Below are 21,122 nucleotides of genomic sequence, written 5' to 3'. Positions count from 1 at the left end.
GCGATCGCCACCCGCTACGACAAGACCGCCCTGTCCTACCAAGCCATGATCGACCTGGCCACCCTCACCCTCTGGCTTTGAGGACGGGCCCTAGGCCGAGGCGGGGAGTTCCCTGGGGCCGGCCCGCGGAGACGCCGTGATCGTTCCGATCACGCCCCACCAAGGTCGCGAACCCCTAACGAAGGAGCGTCCGAACGAGACGTGAACGAGGCCACCGGTACGGTGGGCGCTGTGTTGAACGCCGTCCTGGCCACGATCCCGAGCCCCGACCAAGGTGTGTGGTACCTCGGTCCGCTCCCCATCAGGGCCTACGCGCTGTGCATCATCGCCGGCATCATCGTCGCCATCTGGTGGGGCGAACGCCGCTGGGTGGCCCGAGGGGGCATCAAGGGCGAGGTGACGGACATCGCCGTGTGGGCGGTGCCGTTCGGCCTCGTCGGCGGCAGGCTCTACCACGTCATCACCGACAACCAGAAGTACTTCGGGCCCGGGAAGAACCCCCTCGCGGCGCTGGAGATCTGGAACGGTGGCCTGGGCATCTGGGGCGCCATCGCGCTCGGTGCCGTGGGCGCGTGGATCGCCTGCCGGCGCAAGGGCATTCCGCTGCCGGCGCTGGCTGACGCGCTGGCGCCCGGCATCGTCGTCGCGCAGGCCATCGGGCGGCTCGGCAACTACTTCAACCAGGAGCTCTACGGCGGCGACACGACGCTGCCGTGGGGCCTGGAGATCTACCGCCGCGTCACGCCGGAAGGGCGGGAGGACGCGCTGGCCGGTGTGGCCATCGACCACACGCCGATCCAGGTCGTGCACCCCACGTTCCTCTACGAGCTGCTGTGGAACCTCGGTGTCGCGCTGCTGATCGTGTGGGCCGACCGCAAGTTCCGGCTGGGCCACGGGCGGGTCTTCGCGCTGTACGTCGCGGGCTACACCGCCGGGCGGTTCTGGATCGAGATGATGCGCACGGACGAGGCGACGCTGATCTTCGGCACGCGTGTCAACGTGTTCGTGTCGGCGCTGGTCTTCATCGGTGCGGTCGCCTACTTCATCATCGCCAGGTCGCGCGGCGAGCGTGAGGACGTCGCGGCCCTGCGCGCCACCGCGGAACCGGAAGCGGAGCCAGAAGCGGGACCCGCGGCGGAACCCGCGTCCGACGACGTCGCCGAGAACCAGAACGACGACGTCGAGGAAGAGAAGAACTCCCCGGAGTCCGTCAAACCGGAGTGATCTGTGCGCGTGCTCGTCGTCGAGGATGACGACCGGGTGGCCAGAGGCCTGCTGACCGCTCTGCGGCACGCCGGCTACGAGGTGCATCGGGTGGCCACGGCCGCCGACGCGCTGCGAGCCGCACCGGCTGACGTCGTGCTGCTCGACCTCGGCCTGCCCGACGGCGACGGCCTGGACGTGCTGCGCGAGCTGCGGCACCGTCCGGGCACCGCCGTGATCACGGTGACGGCGCGTGGCGAGGAGCGCGAACGTGTGCTCGGGCTGCGTGCGGGCGCCGACGACTACGTGGTGAAGCCGTTCGGTACGTCCGAGCTGCTGGCGCGCATCGAAGCCGTCCTCAGGAGGACCCGCACCCACCGCGCAGAGCCGGAGAGCGACGGCCCGATCCAGGTCGGCGAGCTGCAGATCTCCACGTCCACGCGAGCCGTCACGCTCGCGGGCACGCCGCTGTCGCTGACGCGCAAGGAGTTCGACCTCCTCGCCCTGCTCGCGACCAGGGCGGGCGAGGTGGTGAGCCGCGACTTCATCGTCGACCAGGTGTGGCAGGCGCACTGGGAGGCGCCGTCACGAACGCTGGACACGCACATCGCGGCGTTGCGCGGCAAGCTCGGCGAGCACGTCAAGATCGAAACGGTCAGGGGCGTGGGGTACCGGCTGGCGGGGTGACGTAGCTCCGCAAGACAACGCACAGGCAGGTGCGGAACAATCGCGGCTGATGCTCCGCCGACTGCTCGTCATCACCGTCCCGCTGCTCGTCGCCCTGGTCGCGGCGCTCGGCATCCCGCTGGCGTCCGCGGTGGTGCAGCGCGAAACGCAGACCACCTACCTCGACCGCCTGAGCGACGCGCGACGGTTCGCCTCGCTGGCCGAGAGCGCCCTGCAGTCGGACCGGCTCCTCCCGCTCGACCTGGAGATCCAGCGCTACGACCAGCTCTTCGACATCCCCGTCGCCCTGGTCAGCGCGGACAAGCGGCTCCTGCTCACCTCGCGCCGCGGCTTCAACCCGACCAACGACCCCGAGGTCGTCGCGGTCCTGAACGAGGCGCTCAACGGCATCCAGCCCGACACCGACTACTCGGGCTGGCCGTGGCGGACGGGCCCGATGGTCGTCGTGGAGCCGGTCGGGCGCGACAGCGAGGCGGTCGCCGCGGTCGTCACGATCTCGTCGACGGGAGCGCTCAGAGCCGAGGTGCTGCGCCAGTGGGGGCTCATGGCGCTGGCCGGGCTCGCGCCGATGCTGGCCGTGGTCGCCGCCGCCTGGCCCATGTCGCGGTGGGTGCTCCGGCCGGTCCGCAGGCTCGACGACGCCACCGCGGCGGTCGCGGCGGGCAACCTCGACGTGCGCGCGGACGAGGTCGGCGGGCCTCCCGAGCTGCGCAGGCTGGCCAGAAGCTTCAACACCATGGTCGACGTCGTCGGGAAGGCCCTGAACAGGCAAAAGGCGTTCGTCGCCGACGCATCGCACCAGCTGCGCAACCCACTGGCGAGCCTCCGGCTGGCAGTCGACAACCTCGCGCCGCACGTGGACGGCGAGCACGGCAGGGAGGCGCACCAGATCGCCGTCGACGAGGCCGAGGAGATGGGCCGCGTGCTCGACACGCTGCTCGCCGCCACCCGCCTCGACAGCGCGCGCAAGACCGAGCCTGTCGACATCGACCAGCTGCTCGTGACCCACAAACCCGCCTGGCAGGCGCTCGCGGCGAAGTCGGGCATCACGCTCGACGTCGACGTCCCGCCCGGCCTCACCATGCAGGAACCGCCCGGCGGGCTCGGCAGCGTGCTGGACGAGCTCGTCAGCAACGCGGTCCGGCTCGCGGGCGCCACCGAGGTCCGGATCACCGGCAAGCCTGGCGAGCTGCACGTCATCGACAACGGTGAGGGCCTGACCGGCGAGGAACGCGAGCACGCCCTGCAGCGGTTCTGGCGCGCCACCAAGCACCAGAACATCGCGGGCACCGGGATGGGGCTCGCCATCTGCGCGGAGCTGATCGAGTCGGCGGGCGGCACGCTCACCCTGCACGACGCCGGGCCGGGGCTGGACGTGAAGGTCGCCCTCAGCGCTTGACCGAACGGAACCACCGCGCGGCACCGTCGTGCAGCGGCACCTCGCCGGTGGCGATGCCGGTGCGGACGTTGATCCGCGCCGCCTCCGGGTGGCCCTCCACGATCCGCGCGGTCTCGGTGAACACCGTGCGGGTCACGACCTCGACGACGTCCGCGCTCAGCGACTCGTGGGCGAGCAGCAGGTTCGGTACCGCGAACGTCCGGTTCGACGGCAGCGCCTCGTAGGTCTTCGCGGGGATCGTCGCCGGGATGTACGGGCCGCGGAACGCGTCGGCGAACTCGGTCGCCTCCGCCGGGATGTCGATCAGCCGCACGTTGCCGCGCAGGTCGGTGATCGCGGACGTCGGGATGCCGGTGAGCGCGAGCATCGCGTCCAGGGAGCCCTCGGCCACCCGGCGCGAGGCCTCCGAGTGCGCCATCCGTTCGTCCAATGCGGACACACCGAAGTGGTTGAGCATCCGGGTGCCGGTGAACTCGGTGCCAGAACCCGTTGGCCCCAATGAGATCCGCTTGCCGGCCAGATCGCGGAACCTCTCGATCGGCGAGATCGCGGGCACCGCGATCTGCATGAAGCTGTCGTAGAGCCGCCCGACCGCGCGAACGCTCCCGGGGTTGTCGATGGGGTCCAAAGAGGACAGGGCGAGCTGGGCCGCACCGGACCTCAGCAGCCGGAGGTTCTCCACCGACGCGGCGGTCGGCAGCGGGATGACCTTCGTGCCGGGCAGCTGCTCGGCCAGTGCCTCCGCCAGCGCGCCTCCGACCTCGCGGAAGACCGCGCCGTCCGGCCCGGTCGCGAGCACCAGTTCCGGAGGCGCCTCGACCTTGCGCTGGGTGCACCCCGCGAAAGCGAGGGTTGCCCCTAGCAGAAGTGTGCGACGGCTGAGCGACACAGATGAAGACTAGCCGTTACGTCAGAGCTGTCTGAAGTTTCCGTGCGTTGCCTTGTCGCTGCCCGTGGCGCGGCTCACCCTCACTCCCAACGCGATGTTCGAGGAGGAACAGTGGCGACCACCACCACAGGCCGCAAACCGATCTACAAGCACCTGTATTTCTGGGTGCTGGTCTCCATCGTGCTGGGCGCCGCCGTCGGCTTCCTGTTCCCCAAACAGGCATCCGAGATGAAGTGGCTCGCCGACCTGTTCGTCAACCTCGTCAAGGTCGTCATCGCGCCGACCATCTTCGCGACGATCATCGTCGGCATCGCCGGTCTCGGAAACCTGGCCAAGGCGGGCGGGCTGGCGCTGCGGACGCTGCTCTACTTCACCGCGATGACCACGGTGGCTCTCGCCATCGGCCTCGTCGTCGTGAACATCGTGCAGCCGGGTCACCACGGCGGCGAGATCACGCTCAACGCGAGCCAGGCCGACGCCACGCTGAAGTCCGCCGCGAGCGCCGAAACCGGCGTCACCGGCTTCATCCTCAGCCTGGTGCCGAAGTCGTTCGTCAGCGCCTTCACCGACGGCCAGCTGATCCAGGTGCTCGTCGTCGCAATCCTCGTGGCGATCGCGGTCGCCGGCATGGGTGAGCGCGGCGCCAAGGTCGTGTCCGCGATGGACACCGTCGCCAAGGTCATGTTCGGCATCATCAAGATCGTCATGTACGTCGCCCCGATCGGTGCCTTCGGCGGTATCGCCTACACCGTCGGCAAGTTCGGCGGCAGCGTCATCGGCAAGCTGTTGTGGCTGATGGGTTCCTTCTACGCCACGTGCCTGCTCTTCGTCATCGTGGTGCTCGGCCTCGTCGCGAAGTTCGCCGGCTTCAGCCTGTTCAAGTTCCTGCGCTACATCAAGGACGAGATCCTCATCGTGCTCGGCACGTCGTCCAGCGAGTCGGTGCTGCCGCGCATGCTGGTCAAGCTGGAGGCGGCGGGCGCCCAGAAGTCGGTCGTCGGTCTCACCATCCCGACGGGATACTCGTTCAACCTCGACGGCACGTGCATCTACCTGACGATGGGCGCGATCTTCATCGCCCAGGCCACCGGTCACGACGTGTCGCTCGGCGTGCAGATCGGCCTGCTGCTGTTCATGCTGATCGCGTCGAAGGGCGCGGCGGGCGTCACCGGTGCCGGCCTCGTCACCCTGGCCGCGTCGCTGCAGGCCTTCGAGGCCCACAGCGCCATCCCCGCCGTCGGCATCGCGCTGATCGTCGGCATCGACCGCTTCATGTCCGAGGCCCGCGCCATCACCAACGTGATCGGCAACGGTGTGGGCTCCCTCGTCGTCGCCGCCTGGCAGAAGGGCCTCGACAAGGAACGCCTGAACGAGGTGCTGAACAACCCCGACCTGGTCGACGTCGACGACCTGCTGGCGAAGCAGCACTCGGAGGCGGACAAGGTGGCCGCTGCCCACTGAGAAACGTCCGTGGCCGGGGACGTCTCTTCCCGTCCCCGGCCACGAGACCAGCAGGTCCTCATGAATGCCGAGGCCTCGCTCTCCCCGCATGCGGCGCGGGGTGAACGGGGCCTCGGTCTCGTTTGGTGGGGAACAATCGGAGGCCGCCGGAATGGACGGTGCGCACCCGGTCACAGGCCGTGGTGTGAGCGTCCGCTAACTGAGACAGCAGGCGGCTGACCAGCCAGAAGGCTCGGTTACCCAGCGGATCCAGTGGTAAACCGTGAATGTCACGGAACTCTCATCGGACTCGCTGATGTTGAACGTTCGGTTACGCTAACCCGGCTGTAACGAACGCCGATGTCGGCCGCAATGTCGCTCAGCTGTGGGGAATCGTTACACATCCATGACCTAGATCACCCATTGGCGGGTGTACCTGGGTTTCGCGGCTGTTAAAGTCGCGTCAACACGCGGGCCATCGTCGTCCCGTGCTCCACCTGTTGGTTCGAGGTCTGAGCACGAGGACTTTAGTTCTTTACGCGAGGACGACGAAGGAGGTCTGCGCAGTGATCTTCTCCGCCATCCCCGGCCCCCAGGGTCTTTACGACCCGTCTGACGAGCGCGACGCCTGTGGTGTCGCCATGGTGGCCGACATCCAGGGCAGGCGTTCGCACGGCATCGTGATCGATGCCCTGACAGCGCTCGCGAACCTGGAGCATCGCGGTGCCGCCGGCGCCGAACCCACCTCGGGTGACGGTGCTGGCATCCTCCTGCAGCTGCCGGACGAGTTCCTGCGTGCTGTGGTCGAGTTCGACCTGCCGGAACGCGGGCGGTACGCGGCGGGAATCGCTTTCCTGCCGTTTGAGGCCGAAGAACGCGCGAAGGCGATGCGGGAGATCGAGCGCATCGCCGAGGAGGAGAACCTCGAGGTTCTGGGCTGGCGCGACGTTCCGGTCGACCCGGAGAAGGCCAACGTCGGCCCGACCGCGATGTCGGTGGCGCCGCACTTCGCGCAGCTGTTCGTCAAGGGCACGCGGGACGAGGAGGGCATCGGGCTGGACCGCCTGGCCTTCTGCCTGCGCAAGCGGGTCGAGCACGAGGGCAGCGTGTACTTCCCGTCGCTGTCCGCGCGCACGATCGTCTACAAGGGAATGCTGACGACCGAGCAGCTGCCGGCGTTCTTCCCGGACCTGCACGACGAGCGCCTCTACACGGCGATCGCGTTGGTGCACAGCCGTTTCTCCACGAACACGTTCCCCTCGTGGCCGCTCGCGCACCCGTTCCGGTTCGTCGCGCACAACGGTGAGATCAACACCGTCCGCGGCAACCGCAACCGCATGCGCGCCCGCGAGGCGTTGCTGGACAGCGATCTCATTCCCGGTGACCTCGCCCGGCTCTTCCCGATCTGCGACCCCGAGGGGTCCGACTCGGCGAGCTTCGACGAGGTGCTGGAGCTGCTGCACCTCGGTGGCCGCAGCCTGCCGCACGCGGTGCTGATGATGATCCCGGAGGCGTGGGAGAACCACGCCACGATGGATCCGAAGCGCCGTGCGTTCTACCAGTTCCACGCCTCGCTGATGGAGCCGTGGGACGGCCCGGCCTGTGTCACCTTCACCGACGGCGAGATCGTCGGCGCGGTGCTCGACCGCAACGGCCTGCGTCCCGCCCGCTGGTGGCAGACCGCGGACGGCCGCGTCGTGCTGGCGTCCGAGACCGGTGTGCTCGACGTGCCGTCCGACCAGGTGGTCGCGAAGGGCCGTCTCCAGCCGGGCCGCATGTTCCTGGTGGACACCACCGAGGGCCGCATCATCGACGACGACGAGCTCAAGTCGAACCTCGCGTCGGAGCTGCCCTACGACGAGTGGCTGCACGCCGGCCTGCTCGACCTCGCCGACCTGCAGGACCGCGAGCACGTGGTGCAGAGCCACGAGTCCGTCCTGCGCCGCCAGCTCACCTTCGGCTACACCGAGGAGGAGCTGCGGATCCTGCTCACGCCCATGTCGATCACGGGCCAGGAGCCGCTGGGCTCCATGGGTACGGACACCCCGGTCGCCGCGCTGTCGCAGCGTTCCCGGCTGCTCTACGACTACTTCGTGCAGAACTTCGCGCAGGTCACCAACCCGCCGCTGGACGCGATCCGTGAAGAGATCGTCACGTCCGTCAAGCGCGTGATGGGCCCTGAGCAGAACCTGCTCGACCCCGGCCCGGTGTCGTGCCGCCACGTCACGCTGGACTACCCGGTCATCGACAACGACGAGCTCGCCAAGCTCATCCACATCAACGACGACGGCGACCTGCCGGGCTTCGCCTGCACCGTCCTCTCCGGACTGTACGAGGTGGACGGCGGCGGCGAAGCTCTCGCGGCTGCCATCGAACGTGTCCGCCGGGAGGCCTCCGAGGCCATCGCGAACGGCGCGCGCACGCTCGTGCTCAGCGACCGCGACTCCGACCACCGCATGGCGCCGATCCCGTCGCTGCTGCTCGTCTCCGCGGTGCACCACCATCTGGTGCGCACCAAGGAACGCCTGCGCGTCGCGCTCGTCGTCGAGTCCGGCGACTGCCGCGAGGTCCACCACGTCGCCGCGCTGCTGAGCTACGGCGCCGCCGCGGTGAACCCGTACCTCGCGTTCGAGACGATCGAAGACCTGATCAGCCAGGGCGCCATCACCGGCGTCCCCGCGCACAAGGCGATCCGCAACTACGTCAAGGCGCTCGTGAAGGGCGTCCTGAAGATCATGTCGAAGATGGGCATCTCGACGGTCGGCGCCTACACCGCGGCGCAGGTCTTCGAGGCGGTCGGCCTGTCGAACGACCTGCTGGACGAGTACTTCACCGGCACGCAGTCCAAGCTCGGCGGGGCCGGCCTGGACGTGCTGGCCGAGGAGGTCGCGCTGCGCCACCGCCGCGCGCACCCGGACAACCCGACCGACCGCGTGCACCGCCGGCTCGAGGTCGGTGGCGACTACCAGTACCGCCGCGAGGGCGAGCTGCACCTGTTCACGCCGGAGACGGTGTTCCTGCTGCAGCACGCCACGAAGACGCGCAAGGAGGACGTCTTCCGCCGCTACACCGCGGAGGTCGAGCGCCTCTCGCGGCTGGGCGGCACGTTGCGCGGCCTGTTCAAGTTCCGCACCGAGGGCCGCACGCCGATCCCGATCGACGAGGTCGAGCCGGTCAGCTCGATCGTCAAGCGCTTCAACACCGGCGCCATGTCGTACGGCTCGATCTCGGCCGAGGCGCACGAAACCCTTGCCATCGCGATGAACCGGCTCGGCGGCCGGTCCAACTCCGGTGAGGGCGGCGAAGACCGCGAGCGCCTGTACGACCCCGAGCGCCGTTCGGCGGTCAAGCAGGTCGCGAGTGGACGGTTCGGCGTCACGAGCGAGTACCTCGTGAACTCCACGGACATCCAGATCAAGATGGCGCAGGGCGCGAAGCCCGGCGAGGGCGGCCAGCTGCCCGGCTTCAAGGTCTACCCGTGGGTCGCGCGCACCCGGCACTCCACGCCGGGCGTCGGCCTGATCTCGCCGCCGCCGCACCACGACATCTACTCGATCGAGGACCTGGCGCAGCTCATCCACGATCTGAAGAACGCGAACGAGCAGGCGCGGGTTCACGTGAAGCTCGTCTCGTCGATCGGTGTCGGCACGGTCGCGGCCGGTGTCGCCAAGGCGCACGCCGACGTCGTGCTGATCTCCGGCTACGACGGCGGCACGGGTGCCTCGCCGATGAACTCGCTCAAGCACGCGGGAACGCCGTGGGAGATCGGCCTCGCCGAGACCCAGCAGACGCTGCTGCTCAACGGTCTGCGCGACCGCATCACCGTCCAGGTCGACGGCGCGATGCGCACCGGCCGCGACGTCGTGGTCGCCGCTCTGCTCGGCGCGGAGGAGTTCGGCTTCGCCACGGCACCGCTGATCGTCGCGGGCTGCGTGATGATGCGCGTCTGCCACCTGGACACGTGCCCGGTCGGCGTCGCCACGCAGAACCCGGACCTGCGCGCCCGCTACACCGGCCAGGCCGACCACGTGGTGAACTTCTTCGAGTTCGTCGCGCAGGAAGCAAGGGAACTGCTGGCGGAGCTCGGTTTCCGCACGATCGACGAGGCCGTCGGACACGCCGAGCTGCTCGACAAGGACGAGGCGATCGAGCACTGGAAGACCGCGGGCCTGAACCTGGACCCGGTCTTCGAGGTGCCGGAAACCCCGTACCCGACGGCGAAGCGCAAGATCCGCGACCAGGACCACGGCCTGGACAAGGCGCTGGACCGCACGCTGATCCAGCTCGCCGAGGCGGCGCTGGAGGACGCGCACCAGGTCAACCTGGAGCTGCCCGTCCGCAACGTCAACCGCACGGTCGGCACGCTGCTCGGCGCCGAGGTCACCCGCCGCTACGGCGGCGAGGGCCTGGAGGACGACACGATCCGGGTGAAGCTGACCGGCTCGGCCGGCCAGTCGCTCGGCGCGTTCCTGCCGCGCGGCATCACGCTGGAGATGGTCGGCGACGCGAACGACTACGTCGGCAAGGGCCTGTCCGGCGGCCGGATCATCGTCCGCCCGCACGACGACGCGCCGTTCCGCGCCGAGGACCAGGTGATCGCGGGCAACGTGATCGGCTACGGCGCCACGTCCGGCGAGGTGTTCCTGCGCGGCCGCGTCGGCGAGCGCTTCTGCGTCCGCAACTCCGGCGCCCTGCTGGTGGCCGAGGGCGTGGGCGACCACGCGTTCGAATACATGACCGGTGGCCGGGCCGTGGTGCTCGGGCCGACCGGGCGCAACGTCGCGGCCGGCATGTCCGGCGGTATCGCGTACGTGCTCGACCTGGACCCGTTGTCGGTGAACCAGGAGATGGTGCAACTGCAGCGCCTCAACGCCGAGGACCTGCGTTGGCTCAAGGACGCCGTCACCAGGCACCACAAGCACACCGGCTCTGCCGTCGCTGCTTCGCTGCTCGGTGACTGGACCCGTCGAGCCGGTGCGTTCACGAAGGTCATGCCCGGCGACTACCAGCGCGTTCTCGAGGCCATGCGCCTCGCCCGCGCCGAGGGCCGGGACGTTGACGCGGCTGTCATGGAGGCGTCTCGTGGCTGATCCACAGGGTTTCATGAAGTACTCCCGCTCCGACGCGCCGAAGCGTCCGAAGCCGGAACGGTTGCAGGACTGGAACGAGGTCTACCTCCAGGAAGACCCCGCCCAGCGCAACGACGCCGTGCGCACGCAGGCGACGCGCTGCATGGACTGCGGCATTCCCTTCTGCCACAGCGGAACCGCGGGCTGCCCGCTCGGGAACCTGATCCCCGAGTGGAACGACCTGGTCCGCCGCGGCGACTGGGAGCTCGCCTCGGACCGCCTGCACGCCACCAACAACTTCCCGGAGTTCACGGGCCGGCTGTGCCCGGCGCCGTGTGAGGCCGCCTGCGTGCTGGCGATCTCGCACGACGCGGGTGGCGCCGTCGCGATCAAGCGCGTCGAGGAGACGATCGCGGACATGTCGTGGGAGAACGGCTACGTCCAGCCGTCGACCGCCGCCGTGTCCTCCGGCAAGCGCGTCGCGGTCGTCGGCTCCGGCCCCGCCGGTCTGGCCGCCGCCCAGCAGCTGACCCGTGCCGGGCACGAGGTCGTGGTGTACGAACGGGATGACCGGCTCGGCGGCCTGCTGCGGTACGGCATCCCCGAGTTCAAGATGGAGAAGAAGGTCCTCGACCGGCGCCTGGCGCAACTCCGTCGTGAGGGCACCAAGTTCGTGACCGGCTGCGAGGTCGGGGTCGACATCACCGTCGAGCAGCTGCGCGCCGAGTTCGACGCGGTCGTGCTGGCCGTCGGCGCGCTGCGCGGCCGGGACGACAAGGCGACCCCCGGACGTGAGCTCGAGGGCATTCACCTCGCGATGGACCACCTGGTCCCCGCGAACCGCGCGTGCGAGGGCGACGGCCCGTCGTCGATCTCGGCCGAGGGCAAGCACGTCATCGTCATCGGCGGTGGCGACACGGGCGCCGACTGCTACGGCACCGCGACCCGCCAGGGCGCGTTGTCCGTGACGCAGCTCGACCAGTACCCGATGCCGCCCACCGTGCGCGACGACGAGCGCTCGCCGTGGCCGGTGTGGCCGCACATCCTGCGCACGTACCCGGCGCACGAAGAAGCCGGCGAACGCCGCTTCACCGTCGCGGTCCGCCGCTTCGTCGGTGACGACGACGGTCACGTGCGCTTCATCGAGCTGCAGCAGGTGCGCGTCGAGAAGGACTCGTCCGGCCGCCGCTCGGTCGTGCCGCTGTCCGACGAGGTCGAGGTCCTGCCAGCGGACCTGGTGCTGCTGGCGATCGGCTTCGAGGGCGTCGAGCACATGCGGCTCCTGGACGACCTCGGCATCTCGCTGACGACGCGGGGCACCATCTCGTGCGGCTCCGACTGGCAGACGACCGCGCCCGGCGTGTTCGTGTGCGGCGACGCGCACCGCGGCGCTTCGCTCGTGGTGTGGGCGATCGCGGAGGGCCGGTCCGTGGCGCACGCCGTGGACAACTTCCTCACGGGCTCCTCGAACCTGCCTTCGCCGGTCATCCCGAACCAGCTTCCGCTCGCTGTGGTCTGACAACGGCGTCAGACCCGCGGAGAGCAGCATGACGCCCCGGCCGACAACGACGTCGACCGGGGCGTTCGCCTTCTCTAGTCTCGATGCGCATGAAGGTGTTCCCGCTCGCGTTCGCTTCGATCCGCGGTGAGGTCCGCGGCACCACCTGGGACGCCGTGGCGGAGTGGTACGACGAACTGCGTCGGGACCACGAAGGATTCGAGTCGCACCAGTACCTGCGCGACATAGTCGCGAGTGTCCGTGCGAGCGGCGTGGCGGACCGCCTGGGCGTGATCACCTCGATGCACGACCTCGTCGTGGTGTCATTGGAGACGAAGAACGGGCACTACGAGACCATCAAGGTGATCTCCCCGTCGACCATGGCGCCTGTCGACGACGGCTGCTTCGCGCTGACCTTCTTCGGCCGCAAGAAACGCAGGCACGGGCGTGAGGAGATTCAGCAGCACCCGGTCGCGGACGCGGTGCCCGCGTTCTGGCGGCTGGTCGAGGAGAAGTTCGGCATCAGCCCAGCAGCGCGGTGACCTCCGCGAGCTGCGCGTCCCTGCCCTGACCGCGGTAGAGCTCCGCCGCCTGCCGCACCCGATCGTGAGGACGGCACCGTGACGCCGCTTCTGTACGGCTCGACGGGCCGTTTCAGCGCGTGAAACCCGGAAGCACTTTCGGGTGAAACTGGTGCTTGATACGGGCGATCTACGTCTCGTATATCGCGAAGGTTGTCCGGTTCGGGCGAAACTGGAGGCCGTAGATCATCTCGGTCGGGGGTGGGTGAGCATGCGCAGCGTTCTGCTGGCCGTCGTGATCGCCCTGTGCGCCGTGCTGGCCCCGGCCGTCACGCCCGCGTCGATCGGCGCGCCGCCGCCGAAGTCCAAGACCTCTGTGCCCAAGGAGGAAGCGCCCCGAGAGGAGCGCGAGACGAGCCGGTTGCGAGTGCCGGCCGCGTCCGTCGAGCGGGTGTCCAGCGTGGCGCGTCCGGCGGAGGTGCCGGTGTTCGCGCCCCGCGAGGTGGCCGGCGTCGTGCTGGTGTCCGCGGCCGAACCCATGACGGTTTGGCGCACACCGCCCGCACTGCAGGTGTTCCGGAACTGATCGGTCCCGCCTCCGGTTTTGAGCCGACACGCTTCTCGTCGGCTCAAAACCGGATCGTGCCAGGACAAATGACACTGATCAGAACCGAACACATCTCATCGGCAGTGAGGGATTTCCATGGACTTCCACCGCTTTGTTCAGCATGCCCGCGCACACGCCAAGTCGCGGTCGCGCGCCGCCGGCAAGAGGCTCGCGGCCGGGCAGCAGCCCACGACGATGTTCATCACGTGTGCCGACTCGCGCATCGTGACGGCCGAGATCACCGGGGCCGAGCCGGGCTCGCTCTTCGAGTTGCGTACCGCGGGCAACGTCATCCCGCCGTACTCGCTGACGGCGCCGTCCAGCGAGATGGCCACGATCGAGTTCGCGGTGCTGCAGCTCGGGGTCAGCGAGATCGTCGTCTGCGGTCACTCGCACTGCGGTGCGGTCACGGCGTTGAACGGCGCGAAGATCGACCACCTGCCGGCGATGCGGGGATGGCTGCGGCCACAGCAGCGGACCAGGCAGCCGGGTGATCCGGCGATGCGAGCCGAGGGGCAGGAGCACGTGCGGGGGCAGCTCGAGGTGCTGCTGGCGTACCCGTTCGTCGCCGAGAAGGTGGCGGCGGGTGAGCTGCGGGTGCACGGCTGGTTCTACGACATCGAGACCGGTGAAGTTTCCGCGTGTGCCGAGCACGCTTTCCTTCCGCTGTAAGGGTTGCACGGACATGAAAAAGTACTGGGCCGATCTCGGCGCGTCGGTCGTCGTGTTCCTCGTGGCGCTGCCGCTGTGCGTTGGTGTGGCGGTGGCGTCCGGGGTGCCGGCCGAGCTCGGCATCGTGACCGGTGTGGTCGGCGGCATCGTCGTCGGGCTGTTGCCGGGGAGCACGATGCAGGTGAGCGGGCCGGCGGCGGGGCTCACGGTGCTGGTGGCGGATGCCGTGGCACAGCACGGCATCCAGGCGCTGGGTGTGATCGTTCTCGGCGCCGGGTTGCTGCAGATCGCGCTGGGCCTGGCCCGGTGCGGGCGGTGGTTCCGCGCGATCTCGCCGTCGGTCGTGCAGGGGATGCTGGCGGGCATCGGGCTGGTGCTGGTGTTCGGACAGGTGAAGCACCTGGTGGTGTCGCCGGTGGCGTTGGCGCTGGGCCTGCTCACCGTGGTGATCATGCTGCTGTGGCAACGAACCCGGTTACGTCTGGTGCCCGGCATCCTCGTCGGTGTGGTCGTGTGCACGGTGGTGGCGGCCGTGTCCGGCTCGCCGGTGGCACGGATCGAGGTCGGCACTCTCTCGGCGGACGTGCACCTGCCGGACTTCTCGTTGCTGGACACCGGAGTCGTGGGTACCGCGGTGGTGTTCGCCCTCGTGGCGTCGGCGGAGAGCATGTTCAGCGCGGCGGCGGTTGATCGCATGCACACCGGGCCGCGCACGCGGTACAACCGCGAGCTCGTGGCGCAGGGCGTGGGCAACTCGATCTGCGGCCTGCTCGGGGCGTTGCCGATGACGGCGGTCATCGTGCGCAGCGCGGCCAACGTCCAGGCCGGTGCGCGAACCAGGGCCTCGCGAGTGCTGCACGGCGTGTGGCTGTTGATGTTCGTGGTGTTGCTGCCCGGACTGCTGACGCTGATCCCCGTCGCCGTGCTGGCCGCGGTGCTGGTGCACGCCGGGTGGAAGCTGCTCGGCGGCAGGCAGGTGATCACGTTGTGGCGCACCGACAAGGCGGAAGGCGCTGTGCTGGTGCTGACCGCGGGGCTCATCGTGGCCACGGACCTGCTGACCGGGACGCTCATCGGCCTGCTGGCCGCCGTCGTGAAGACGGCCTGGGACGTGTCCCGCCTGTCCGTCACCATCACCAAGGACGGGGTCGCGCTCAAGGGAAACGCGACCTTCCTGCGACTGCCCCGGCTGCTGGACGCGCTGGACCGGGTCGACCGCGAGCACGTCCGGATGGACCTGAGCGGGGTCCGGCACCTGGACCAGGCCTGCGGGCAGGCCATCGACCAGTGGGTCGACGAGTCGCGCCGCGCTGGCAGGACCGTCGAGCTGGTCGGGAGATAGCGGCGCCTTGCCTGCGGCGTTGTTCACCGTCCGCACCGTACTCCGTAAAGGGCAAGGCGCCGCGACCGTGGGGGTCGCGGTCGCGGCGCCTCTGTTCAGATGGTCCCGAGACTGCTAGTGGGTCGTGAACTGGCCGCGCACCGCGCCGCCGGGGAACTGTCCGGTGTGGATGTTCGAGTAGAAGTCCTTGGGCGACTTCTTCAACGCGTCGAGAGCGGACTTGTCGACGCCGGCGACCGTGCCGGACACCGCGAAGACGCCGTTCGGGACGGCCGTGCCGAAGAACGTGATCTTCACCGGGCCGTTGACGCCCTTGGCGCCCTGGTGCACGTGGCCGAGCGTCGGCGCCTCGATGTTCACCCACGCCAGCGAGAAGTCCACACCGGTGCCGCTGGGCTGCACGAACGTGATGGCCTGACCGTCGGGGTCACCGACCTTCGGGCCGTCCTGCACCGGCACCTCGTTGCGGCCGTTGGAGAACGCGCGGAGCTTGCCGCCCTTGATGATGTCGAGCGGGTTGACCTGCTTGCCGAGCGGCTTGAGCTGGGCGCGGACAGCGCCGCCAGGCCGGTCGGTGCTGTGCAGGTTCACGTAGAAACCGGCCGGGTTCCTGCGGATCTCGTCGGCCAGCTTCGGGTCGACCACGGTCTGGCCGGCGGCCGCGGACAGCGTCTCCGGCATCGGCGTCGTGAAGAGGTTGACCTTCACCGGGCCGTTCTGGCCGGCCACGCCCTGGTGGAGGTGGCCGAGCGTGAGCTGGGCCGTCTTCTTCCACTCGATCGCATAAGTCACCCGGTCACCGCGGACCTCGACCAGCGCCCTGGCGGATCCGTCCTCGTCACCCACGGCAGGGCCGCCCGGCGTGGGGACTTCCTGCTTGCCGTCGAGGTCGGCGGAGAAGAAGAGGGGCTTGCCCTTCACGGGGCTGGGCTTGGCCTGGTCCGGGGCCGGTTGCGTGGGGGCGGGGTTGTGGCCGCCGTGCCCACCGTGGCCGCCACCGGCCTTGGTGGCGGTCGGCTTGTCGGCCGAACCACCTGCGTCGATGTTCAGCGCGGGGCCGTCCGCGGTGAAGTTCTGGAAGACCGAACCGCCGTTCTTCACGACCACGCGGACCTCGATCGGGCCGTTGCCCGGCTTCACGGTGAAGGTGCGCGACTCGCCCTTTTTCGCGCCGTCCAGGCAACGCCCTTCGAGGACGTCCGCGGCGCAGAAGGTGGCCTCGTAGCCGGCCTGGTTGGTGATCTTCACGGTCACGGCGTCCTGGGCGGCGGACGCCGGTGCCACCACTCCCAGGCCGAGCGCAGCGCCCAGCAGGCATGCGGCAGCGACAGTTTTGTTGGCAGACATGGGATGTACTCCAAGGCTCCTCAGTGGGAGTCGGGGGTCTGGCGGACCCGACGCCACCAACACGGATGCCGATCGGATTCGGTTCAAACAAAGTTCGTGCCGGTGAACCGAACGGCGTCCGCGGACGTGTCGACGTCGGAACAGGACGCACCGCTAGGAGAAGAAGATGCGCGCACGTATGGGAATTCTCGCTTTGCCGGCACTGCTCGCGACGCTGGTGGCCTGCGGAAACGAGGCGCCGCAACAGGTTGCGCAGCAGGAGGTGCCGGTGAAGGCCGAGGTGAAGATCGCGCAGTCCGATCTCGGGCCGATCCTGGTCGACCAGTCGGGACGCACGCTCTACGCGTTCACCAAGGACGAGAACAAGTCCAGCGCGTGCGACGCCGACTGCATCGCCGTCTGGCCCGCCCTCACCGCGCAGTCCGAAGTGGAGGCCAAGGACGGTGCGGACACGACGCTGGTCTCCCAGATCGAGGAGAGCTCCCAGGCCGTGTACGGAAAGTGGCCGCTCTATTACTACGTGGGAGACCAGGTTCCCGGTGACCTCAACGGCCAGGGCGTCGACGACGAGTGGTTCGCGATCGCCCCGGACGGCAAACTGGTCAAGAAGACCTCGTGAACACTGGGCCGTTCGGGTGTATCCGGGTAACGGCGATATGAGAGGAGTCGACCCTGAAGATGAACCAGTAGGGGGCGACCATGACCAGCACAGCCGTGAAGATCGGTTTCGACGCGACGTTTCTCGGCACCGACGCCGGAATCCCGGTCCTGACCGAATCGGGAGCAGCCGACGCGGTCGAGCTCAACGGCTCGACCACGATCGACTACACGCACTTCTCGCTCGCGATGAGCAAGTCGCGCAAGTTCGCGAGCTGGGTCGCGTGGAACATCGACGGTGGTGACCTGAAGGCCCTCAGCCGCAGCAACATCCCGTTCATCAAGGACCCGCGGATTCCGGCCGAGTTCCAGACCGGCGACGAGCTCTACCGCGACAACAGGCTCGACCGCGGCCACCTCGCCCGCCGCGCCGACCTGCTCTGGGGCCCGAAGGCGGAGGCGCAGAGGGCGAACAGGGACTCGTTCTTCTTCACGAACATCACGCCGCAGATGGACGACTTCAACCAGAGCACGAAGGAAGGGCTCTGGGGCCGGCTGGAAGAGGCGGTGCTCGCCGACGTCGACGTGGACAACCTCAAGGTCAGCGTCTACGGCGGCCCGGTCTTCAACGCCGACGACCGGGTGTTCCGCGGCGTCGCGATCCCGCGCGAGTTCTACAAGGCGATCGCGTTCGTGGTGAACGGCGAGCTGCGGTGCAGCGCTTTCCTGCTCACGCAGAACCTCGTCCTGGCAGAAGCGCTCGACCTGGACGAGTTCCGCGTGTTCCAGGTGTCGCTGACCGAGCTGGAGAAGCGCGTGAGCCTCACCTTCCCCGCCGAGCTGCACGCCGCCGACACTGCGTCGGTGCAGCTGCTCGACGAGACGGAGCGCAAGCCGCTGGGGAGCCTCGCCGACATCCAGTGGTGAGACGCTCACCGTCATGTCGTGACGCGCACTCCAGGCAGCTGCCCGCGCAACTCCTCCAGCCGGGCGAGCGACTCCGGCTGGTGCACGACGAGGCGTTCCAACGCCGGCAGCACCCGCAGGTCGTCCGCTGACGGCACCCCGAACACCTCCAGCACGGTGATGGTCGGCCACCGCTGCAGCCCTGCCAGCGAGTAGGGCGGGCGGTGGTCGATCGCCAGCTCGCGCAGTGCCGGCAACGAGGGCAGTGCGGCCAGCCCGTCGTCGATCGCCGAGTCGCGGATCTGCAGGCGCCGAAGCGTTCCGCCCTCCAGCGACGCCAGCTCGACCCGGCTGAAGTGCAGGTGCAGCTCGCCTAGGTCCTTCACCGGCGTCAGGTCGATCCGGCCGAGCGGGCGGCACCGGCTCAGGTGCAGCTCCGTCAAGGACCTGGAAGCAGTCAGCGGCGAGAGGTCGCGCATGACCTCGTTCTGCCACAGCTCCAGCCGGTGCAGCGACGGCATCACGCCCAGCGGGTCGAGCGGGTTGATGTTGCCGATGCACCGCACGTACCGCAGCTTCTCCAGGTGCATGATGAACTGGATCCGGTGCCAGCCCCGCACGTCGACGCGCCGATCGCCGAAGTCCACTTTGGACAGCACGGATCTGGCGTACTTCTCGGCGTCCGGTGTGTTCCGCCACGCCCGCAGCAGCTCGTCGATGACCATCGCGTGATCCACGGCCACGAACTCCGCGATGCGGTCCCACGCGCCCTCGTCACCGATGTTTGCGAGCGTCCGCACGACGTACGCGGCTTCCTCGGCGGCTTCCGGTCCTGGCAGCAGGTCCACGACGAACGACCCGGCCTCGGACAGCGCGTCGGCGTGCGCGAAGCTCTTCGGCGGGATCAGCGAGGCGGCGGCCGCCGTCACCTGCGCCCGTGCGGTCTCCGGTTCGATCACGTCGGCCTGGTCGAGGCACGCCAGCGCGAGCAGCCGCAGCTTGTCCCTTCCGCGTTCGTCCTTGCGCGTGTCGTCGTTGCCCGCCAGCAGATCCATCAGCACGCGGGCCCGTTCACGAGGCCTGGCGTGGGCGACCGCCATCACCACGACGTCGTGCCACTCGTCGAGATGTGCCCTGTCCACCAACAGGTTCAGGTCACCGGCGTCCACGACCTCCTTGGCCGCCAGGTAGTCCCGGAACGTTCGGTGCACGAACTGCACCCGCTCGGACGACACCTCCCGCAGCAGCCCCGCCCGTTCGAGCAACCGCTGCATCGCCTCGTCCGGGTCGAGGTCGTGCGACCGCAGCCCGCGCATCGCGTTCCCGAGCCGGTGCACGGCTTCCGAGCGCGGCACCATCAGCTCCCGGTTGCGCACCAAGGAGTACGCGAACCGCTGCAGCAGAACCAGCTGCTCCTCCTTGGAGAACGACGGCAGCGCCAGCCCGCGGTCCTCGTCCCACCGCACCAGCAACAGGTCCAGTGCCGCCTCGTACAGCGACCGCCGATCGCGGGGCAGGTGCATGTTCCGGTCCTGGTGCAACGCGCACAACAGCCCTGCCAGCAACGGGCTCGACGCCAGCCGCCGCAGATCCGGCCGCCGCGTCAGCGTGGAGATGAGCCGCGTCTCGCACTCCGTCAGCCACACCCGCGCGTCCCGCGTCATCCCCGGCTCGTCGCGGGCTGCGGTGTGCCAGGCCTCGACGAAGTCCCGCACACCCTTGTCGCTCAACGGCAAGAGGTCGAACGCCGCGAAGCCGCACTCCTCCATCCAGTCCTCCGGCACGGCGGAGGGGCGGGTGGTGATCGCGTACCGGGCCTCCGGATAGGCGTTCACCAGCCGGCACAGCCACTGGCGCGCCTCCTCCCGCCGTTCCGAGACCAGCTCGTCCACACCGTCGACGAGGACCAGCGCGCGCCCTTCCTTGAGCCGCGCGGTCACCCACCCGGCCGGCTTCTCCTCCTCGATCATCGAGGCGGTCGACGAGATGAACTCCTCCGGCTTCGGCAGCGCCGGGTACTGCCGCAGCGGCACGAAGAACGGCACCAGCCCGAGCCACTCGTTGTCCGACGTCCGCGTCTCGCCCAGCGCGTTCATCGCGAGCCAGCGCAGGAACGTCGTCTTGCCGGCGCCCGCACCGCCGCGGATCAGCACCCGAGGCGTGTCCGCCAGCGCGGCCGCCACCGGCAACCCGGCACCGGTCAGCTCGTCGGTGTCGCCGACCCGTGCCACCGCCAGCGACACGTACGAGGTGTCGAACGAGTGCCGCCGCGGCGCCCGGCCGCGCGACACCCCGAACAGCTCCAGCCCGCCCAGCGAGTGCGCGACCTGGTCGGCGTAGCGGTCCTCGAAGTCCCGGTGTGCCGCCACCAGGGCCAGCTGCTGCTGGTCGGCCAGGCGTGCCACGGCATCCGCGGTCGCCTTGCCGATCCGGAACATCTCCACCGCGAGCCGCCGCGCGTACTCCGGCTGCGACCACACCAGCTCCACCACGGCGACGCACACCCGCAGCAGCAACGCGTCGTAGACGGCCGTCGCGTGGTCGGACAGGCCCGCCGCCCGCCGGATCTTCTCCGACCTGGACAGCACGTACGCGCGCAACGACTCGGGTGTCAGCATCACCCGCAGCGCCTCGCCCTCCCGCAACGGCAGCGAAGCCTCGATGGACTCGCGCACCGCGTCCACGGCGGCCTGCCACTCGTGCTGTTCGACGGCGCTGAGCTCACCGCGGGCGAGCTCGGAGCTGACGCGCTCGACCAGCGGTCCCGGCCTGGTCAGCTCTCGCCGGCGCTTCTTGTTCCTGGCCCCCTTGTGCACGACGTCGAAGAGACCGAGCAGCACGCGCTCCAGCACGGTCTCGAGCACCATCAGCAGTCCGGCGGAAAACGGATCGGCCACACCGCCAGTATCAGCGCGTGATCACCGGGCCGGCCGGAACTTCACCTG

Annotated in this window: 15 protein-coding genes; 12 read left to right on the top strand and 3 right to left on the bottom strand. The window is 69.2% G+C overall.

What is annotated here, in order from left to right; genetic code table 11:
• Nucleotides 1-234: 234 nt before the first annotated feature.
• The 3 genes from lgt to C8D87_RS36850 are packed head-to-tail and all read left to right on the top strand — an operon-like array spanning nucleotide 235 to nucleotide 3,289.
• Nucleotides 235-1,224, top strand: a complete 990-nt coding sequence (gene lgt, locus C8D87_RS36860; RefSeq protein ID WP_112230576.1) for a prolipoprotein diacylglyceryl transferase — start codon at nucleotides 235-237, stop codon at nucleotides 1,222-1,224.
• Between the two features lie 3 nt (nucleotides 1,225-1,227).
• Nucleotides 1,228-1,890, top strand: coding sequence for a response regulator transcription factor (locus C8D87_RS36855; protein ID WP_109633481.1), 663 nt, complete (start codon nucleotides 1,228-1,230; stop codon nucleotides 1,888-1,890).
• Nucleotides 1,891-1,939: 49 nt separating this feature from the next.
• A complete protein-coding gene (locus C8D87_RS36850) occupies nucleotides 1,940-3,289 on the top strand; it encodes a sensor histidine kinase (protein ID WP_112230527.1) in 1,350 nt (449 codons plus the stop codon).
• Here C8D87_RS36850 and C8D87_RS36845 read toward each other — a convergent pair.
• Entirely contained in the window at nucleotides 3,279-4,178 is a 900-nt protein-coding gene (locus tag C8D87_RS36845) for a TAXI family TRAP transporter solute-binding subunit (protein WP_112230525.1), read from the bottom strand. The two genes, C8D87_RS36850 and C8D87_RS36845, sit on opposite strands and share 11 nt — an antisense overlap.
• A gap of 111 nt (nucleotides 4,179-4,289) precedes the next feature.
• Here C8D87_RS36845 and dctA point away from each other — a divergent pair, with 111 nt between their 5' ends.
• The 7 genes from dctA to C8D87_RS36810 all read left to right on the top strand — a co-directional run bounded on the left by dctA (nucleotide 4,290) and on the right by C8D87_RS36810 (nucleotide 15,327).
• On the top strand, nucleotides 4,290-5,639 hold the full coding sequence (gene dctA / locus C8D87_RS36840) for a C4-dicarboxylate transporter DctA (RefSeq protein WP_112230523.1): 1,350 nt from the start codon (nucleotides 4,290-4,292) through the stop codon (nucleotides 5,637-5,639).
• A gap of 545 nt (nucleotides 5,640-6,184) precedes the next feature.
• Nucleotides 6,185-10,708, top strand: a complete 4,524-nt coding sequence (gene gltB / locus C8D87_RS36835) for a glutamate synthase large subunit (protein ID WP_112230521.1) — start codon at nucleotides 6,185-6,187, stop codon at nucleotides 10,706-10,708.
• Nucleotides 10,701-12,206, top strand: a complete 1,506-nt coding sequence (locus C8D87_RS36830) for a glutamate synthase subunit beta (protein WP_112230519.1) — start codon at nucleotides 10,701-10,703, stop codon at nucleotides 12,204-12,206. The genes gltB and C8D87_RS36830 overlap by 8 nt, the downstream gene beginning before the upstream one ends.
• An 89-nt stretch (nucleotides 12,207-12,295) precedes the next feature.
• Nucleotides 12,296-12,727, top strand: a complete 432-nt coding sequence (locus C8D87_RS36825) for a hypothetical protein (RefSeq protein WP_146771977.1) — start codon at nucleotides 12,296-12,298, stop codon at nucleotides 12,725-12,727.
• A gap of 250 nt (nucleotides 12,728-12,977) precedes the next feature.
• Nucleotides 12,978-13,292 (top strand): hypothetical protein, encoded by a 315-nt coding sequence (locus C8D87_RS36820; RefSeq protein ID WP_109633466.1) that lies wholly within the window; start codon nucleotides 12,978-12,980, stop codon nucleotides 13,290-13,292.
• Nucleotides 13,293-13,409: 117 nt separating this feature from the next.
• Nucleotides 13,410-13,985, top strand: a complete 576-nt coding sequence (locus tag C8D87_RS36815; protein ID WP_112230514.1) for a carbonic anhydrase — start codon at nucleotides 13,410-13,412, stop codon at nucleotides 13,983-13,985.
• Between the two features lie 13 nt (nucleotides 13,986-13,998).
• The gene (locus tag C8D87_RS36810) at nucleotides 13,999-15,327 is read left to right on the top strand and encodes a SulP family inorganic anion transporter (RefSeq protein WP_112230512.1); all 1,329 of its coding nucleotides are present in this window, start codon (nucleotides 13,999-14,001) and stop codon (nucleotides 15,325-15,327) included.
• A 114-nt stretch (nucleotides 15,328-15,441) separates the two neighbouring features.
• Here C8D87_RS36810 and C8D87_RS36805 read toward each other — a convergent pair whose 3' ends face one another.
• Nucleotides 15,442-16,674, bottom strand: a complete 1,233-nt coding sequence (locus tag C8D87_RS36805; RefSeq protein ID WP_112230510.1) for a CHRD domain-containing protein — start codon at nucleotides 16,672-16,674, stop codon at nucleotides 15,442-15,444.
• A gap of 166 nt (nucleotides 16,675-16,840) precedes the next feature.
• Here C8D87_RS36805 and C8D87_RS36800 point away from each other — a divergent pair, with 166 nt between their 5' ends.
• Both C8D87_RS36800 and C8D87_RS36795 read left to right on the top strand, forming a co-directional pair.
• Nucleotides 16,841-17,293: a COG4315 family predicted lipoprotein gene (locus tag C8D87_RS36800; RefSeq protein WP_112230508.1), complete on the top strand. Its 453-nt coding sequence runs from the start codon at nucleotides 16,841-16,843 to the stop codon at nucleotides 17,291-17,293.
• Between the two features lie 80 nt (nucleotides 17,294-17,373).
• Nucleotides 17,374-18,198: a DNA/RNA non-specific endonuclease gene (locus C8D87_RS36795; protein WP_112230506.1), complete on the top strand. Its 825-nt coding sequence runs from the start codon at nucleotides 17,374-17,376 to the stop codon at nucleotides 18,196-18,198.
• Nucleotides 18,199-18,209: 11 nt separating this feature from the next.
• Here the strand turns inward: C8D87_RS36795 and C8D87_RS36790 are convergent, their stop codons facing one another.
• Nucleotides 18,210-21,074, bottom strand: a complete 2,865-nt coding sequence (locus C8D87_RS36790; RefSeq protein ID WP_112230504.1) for an NACHT domain-containing protein — start codon at nucleotides 21,072-21,074, stop codon at nucleotides 18,210-18,212.
• Between the last annotated feature and the right edge of the window lie 48 nt (nucleotides 21,075-21,122).

The organism is Lentzea atacamensis (assembly GCF_003269295.1).
In the GTDB taxonomy this organism is placed as follows: domain Bacteria; phylum Actinomycetota; class Actinomycetes; order Mycobacteriales; family Pseudonocardiaceae; genus Lentzea; species Lentzea atacamensis.
Note: the sequence above shows the minus strand (reverse complement) of the source record. Positions and strands in the feature narration are given on the sequence as shown.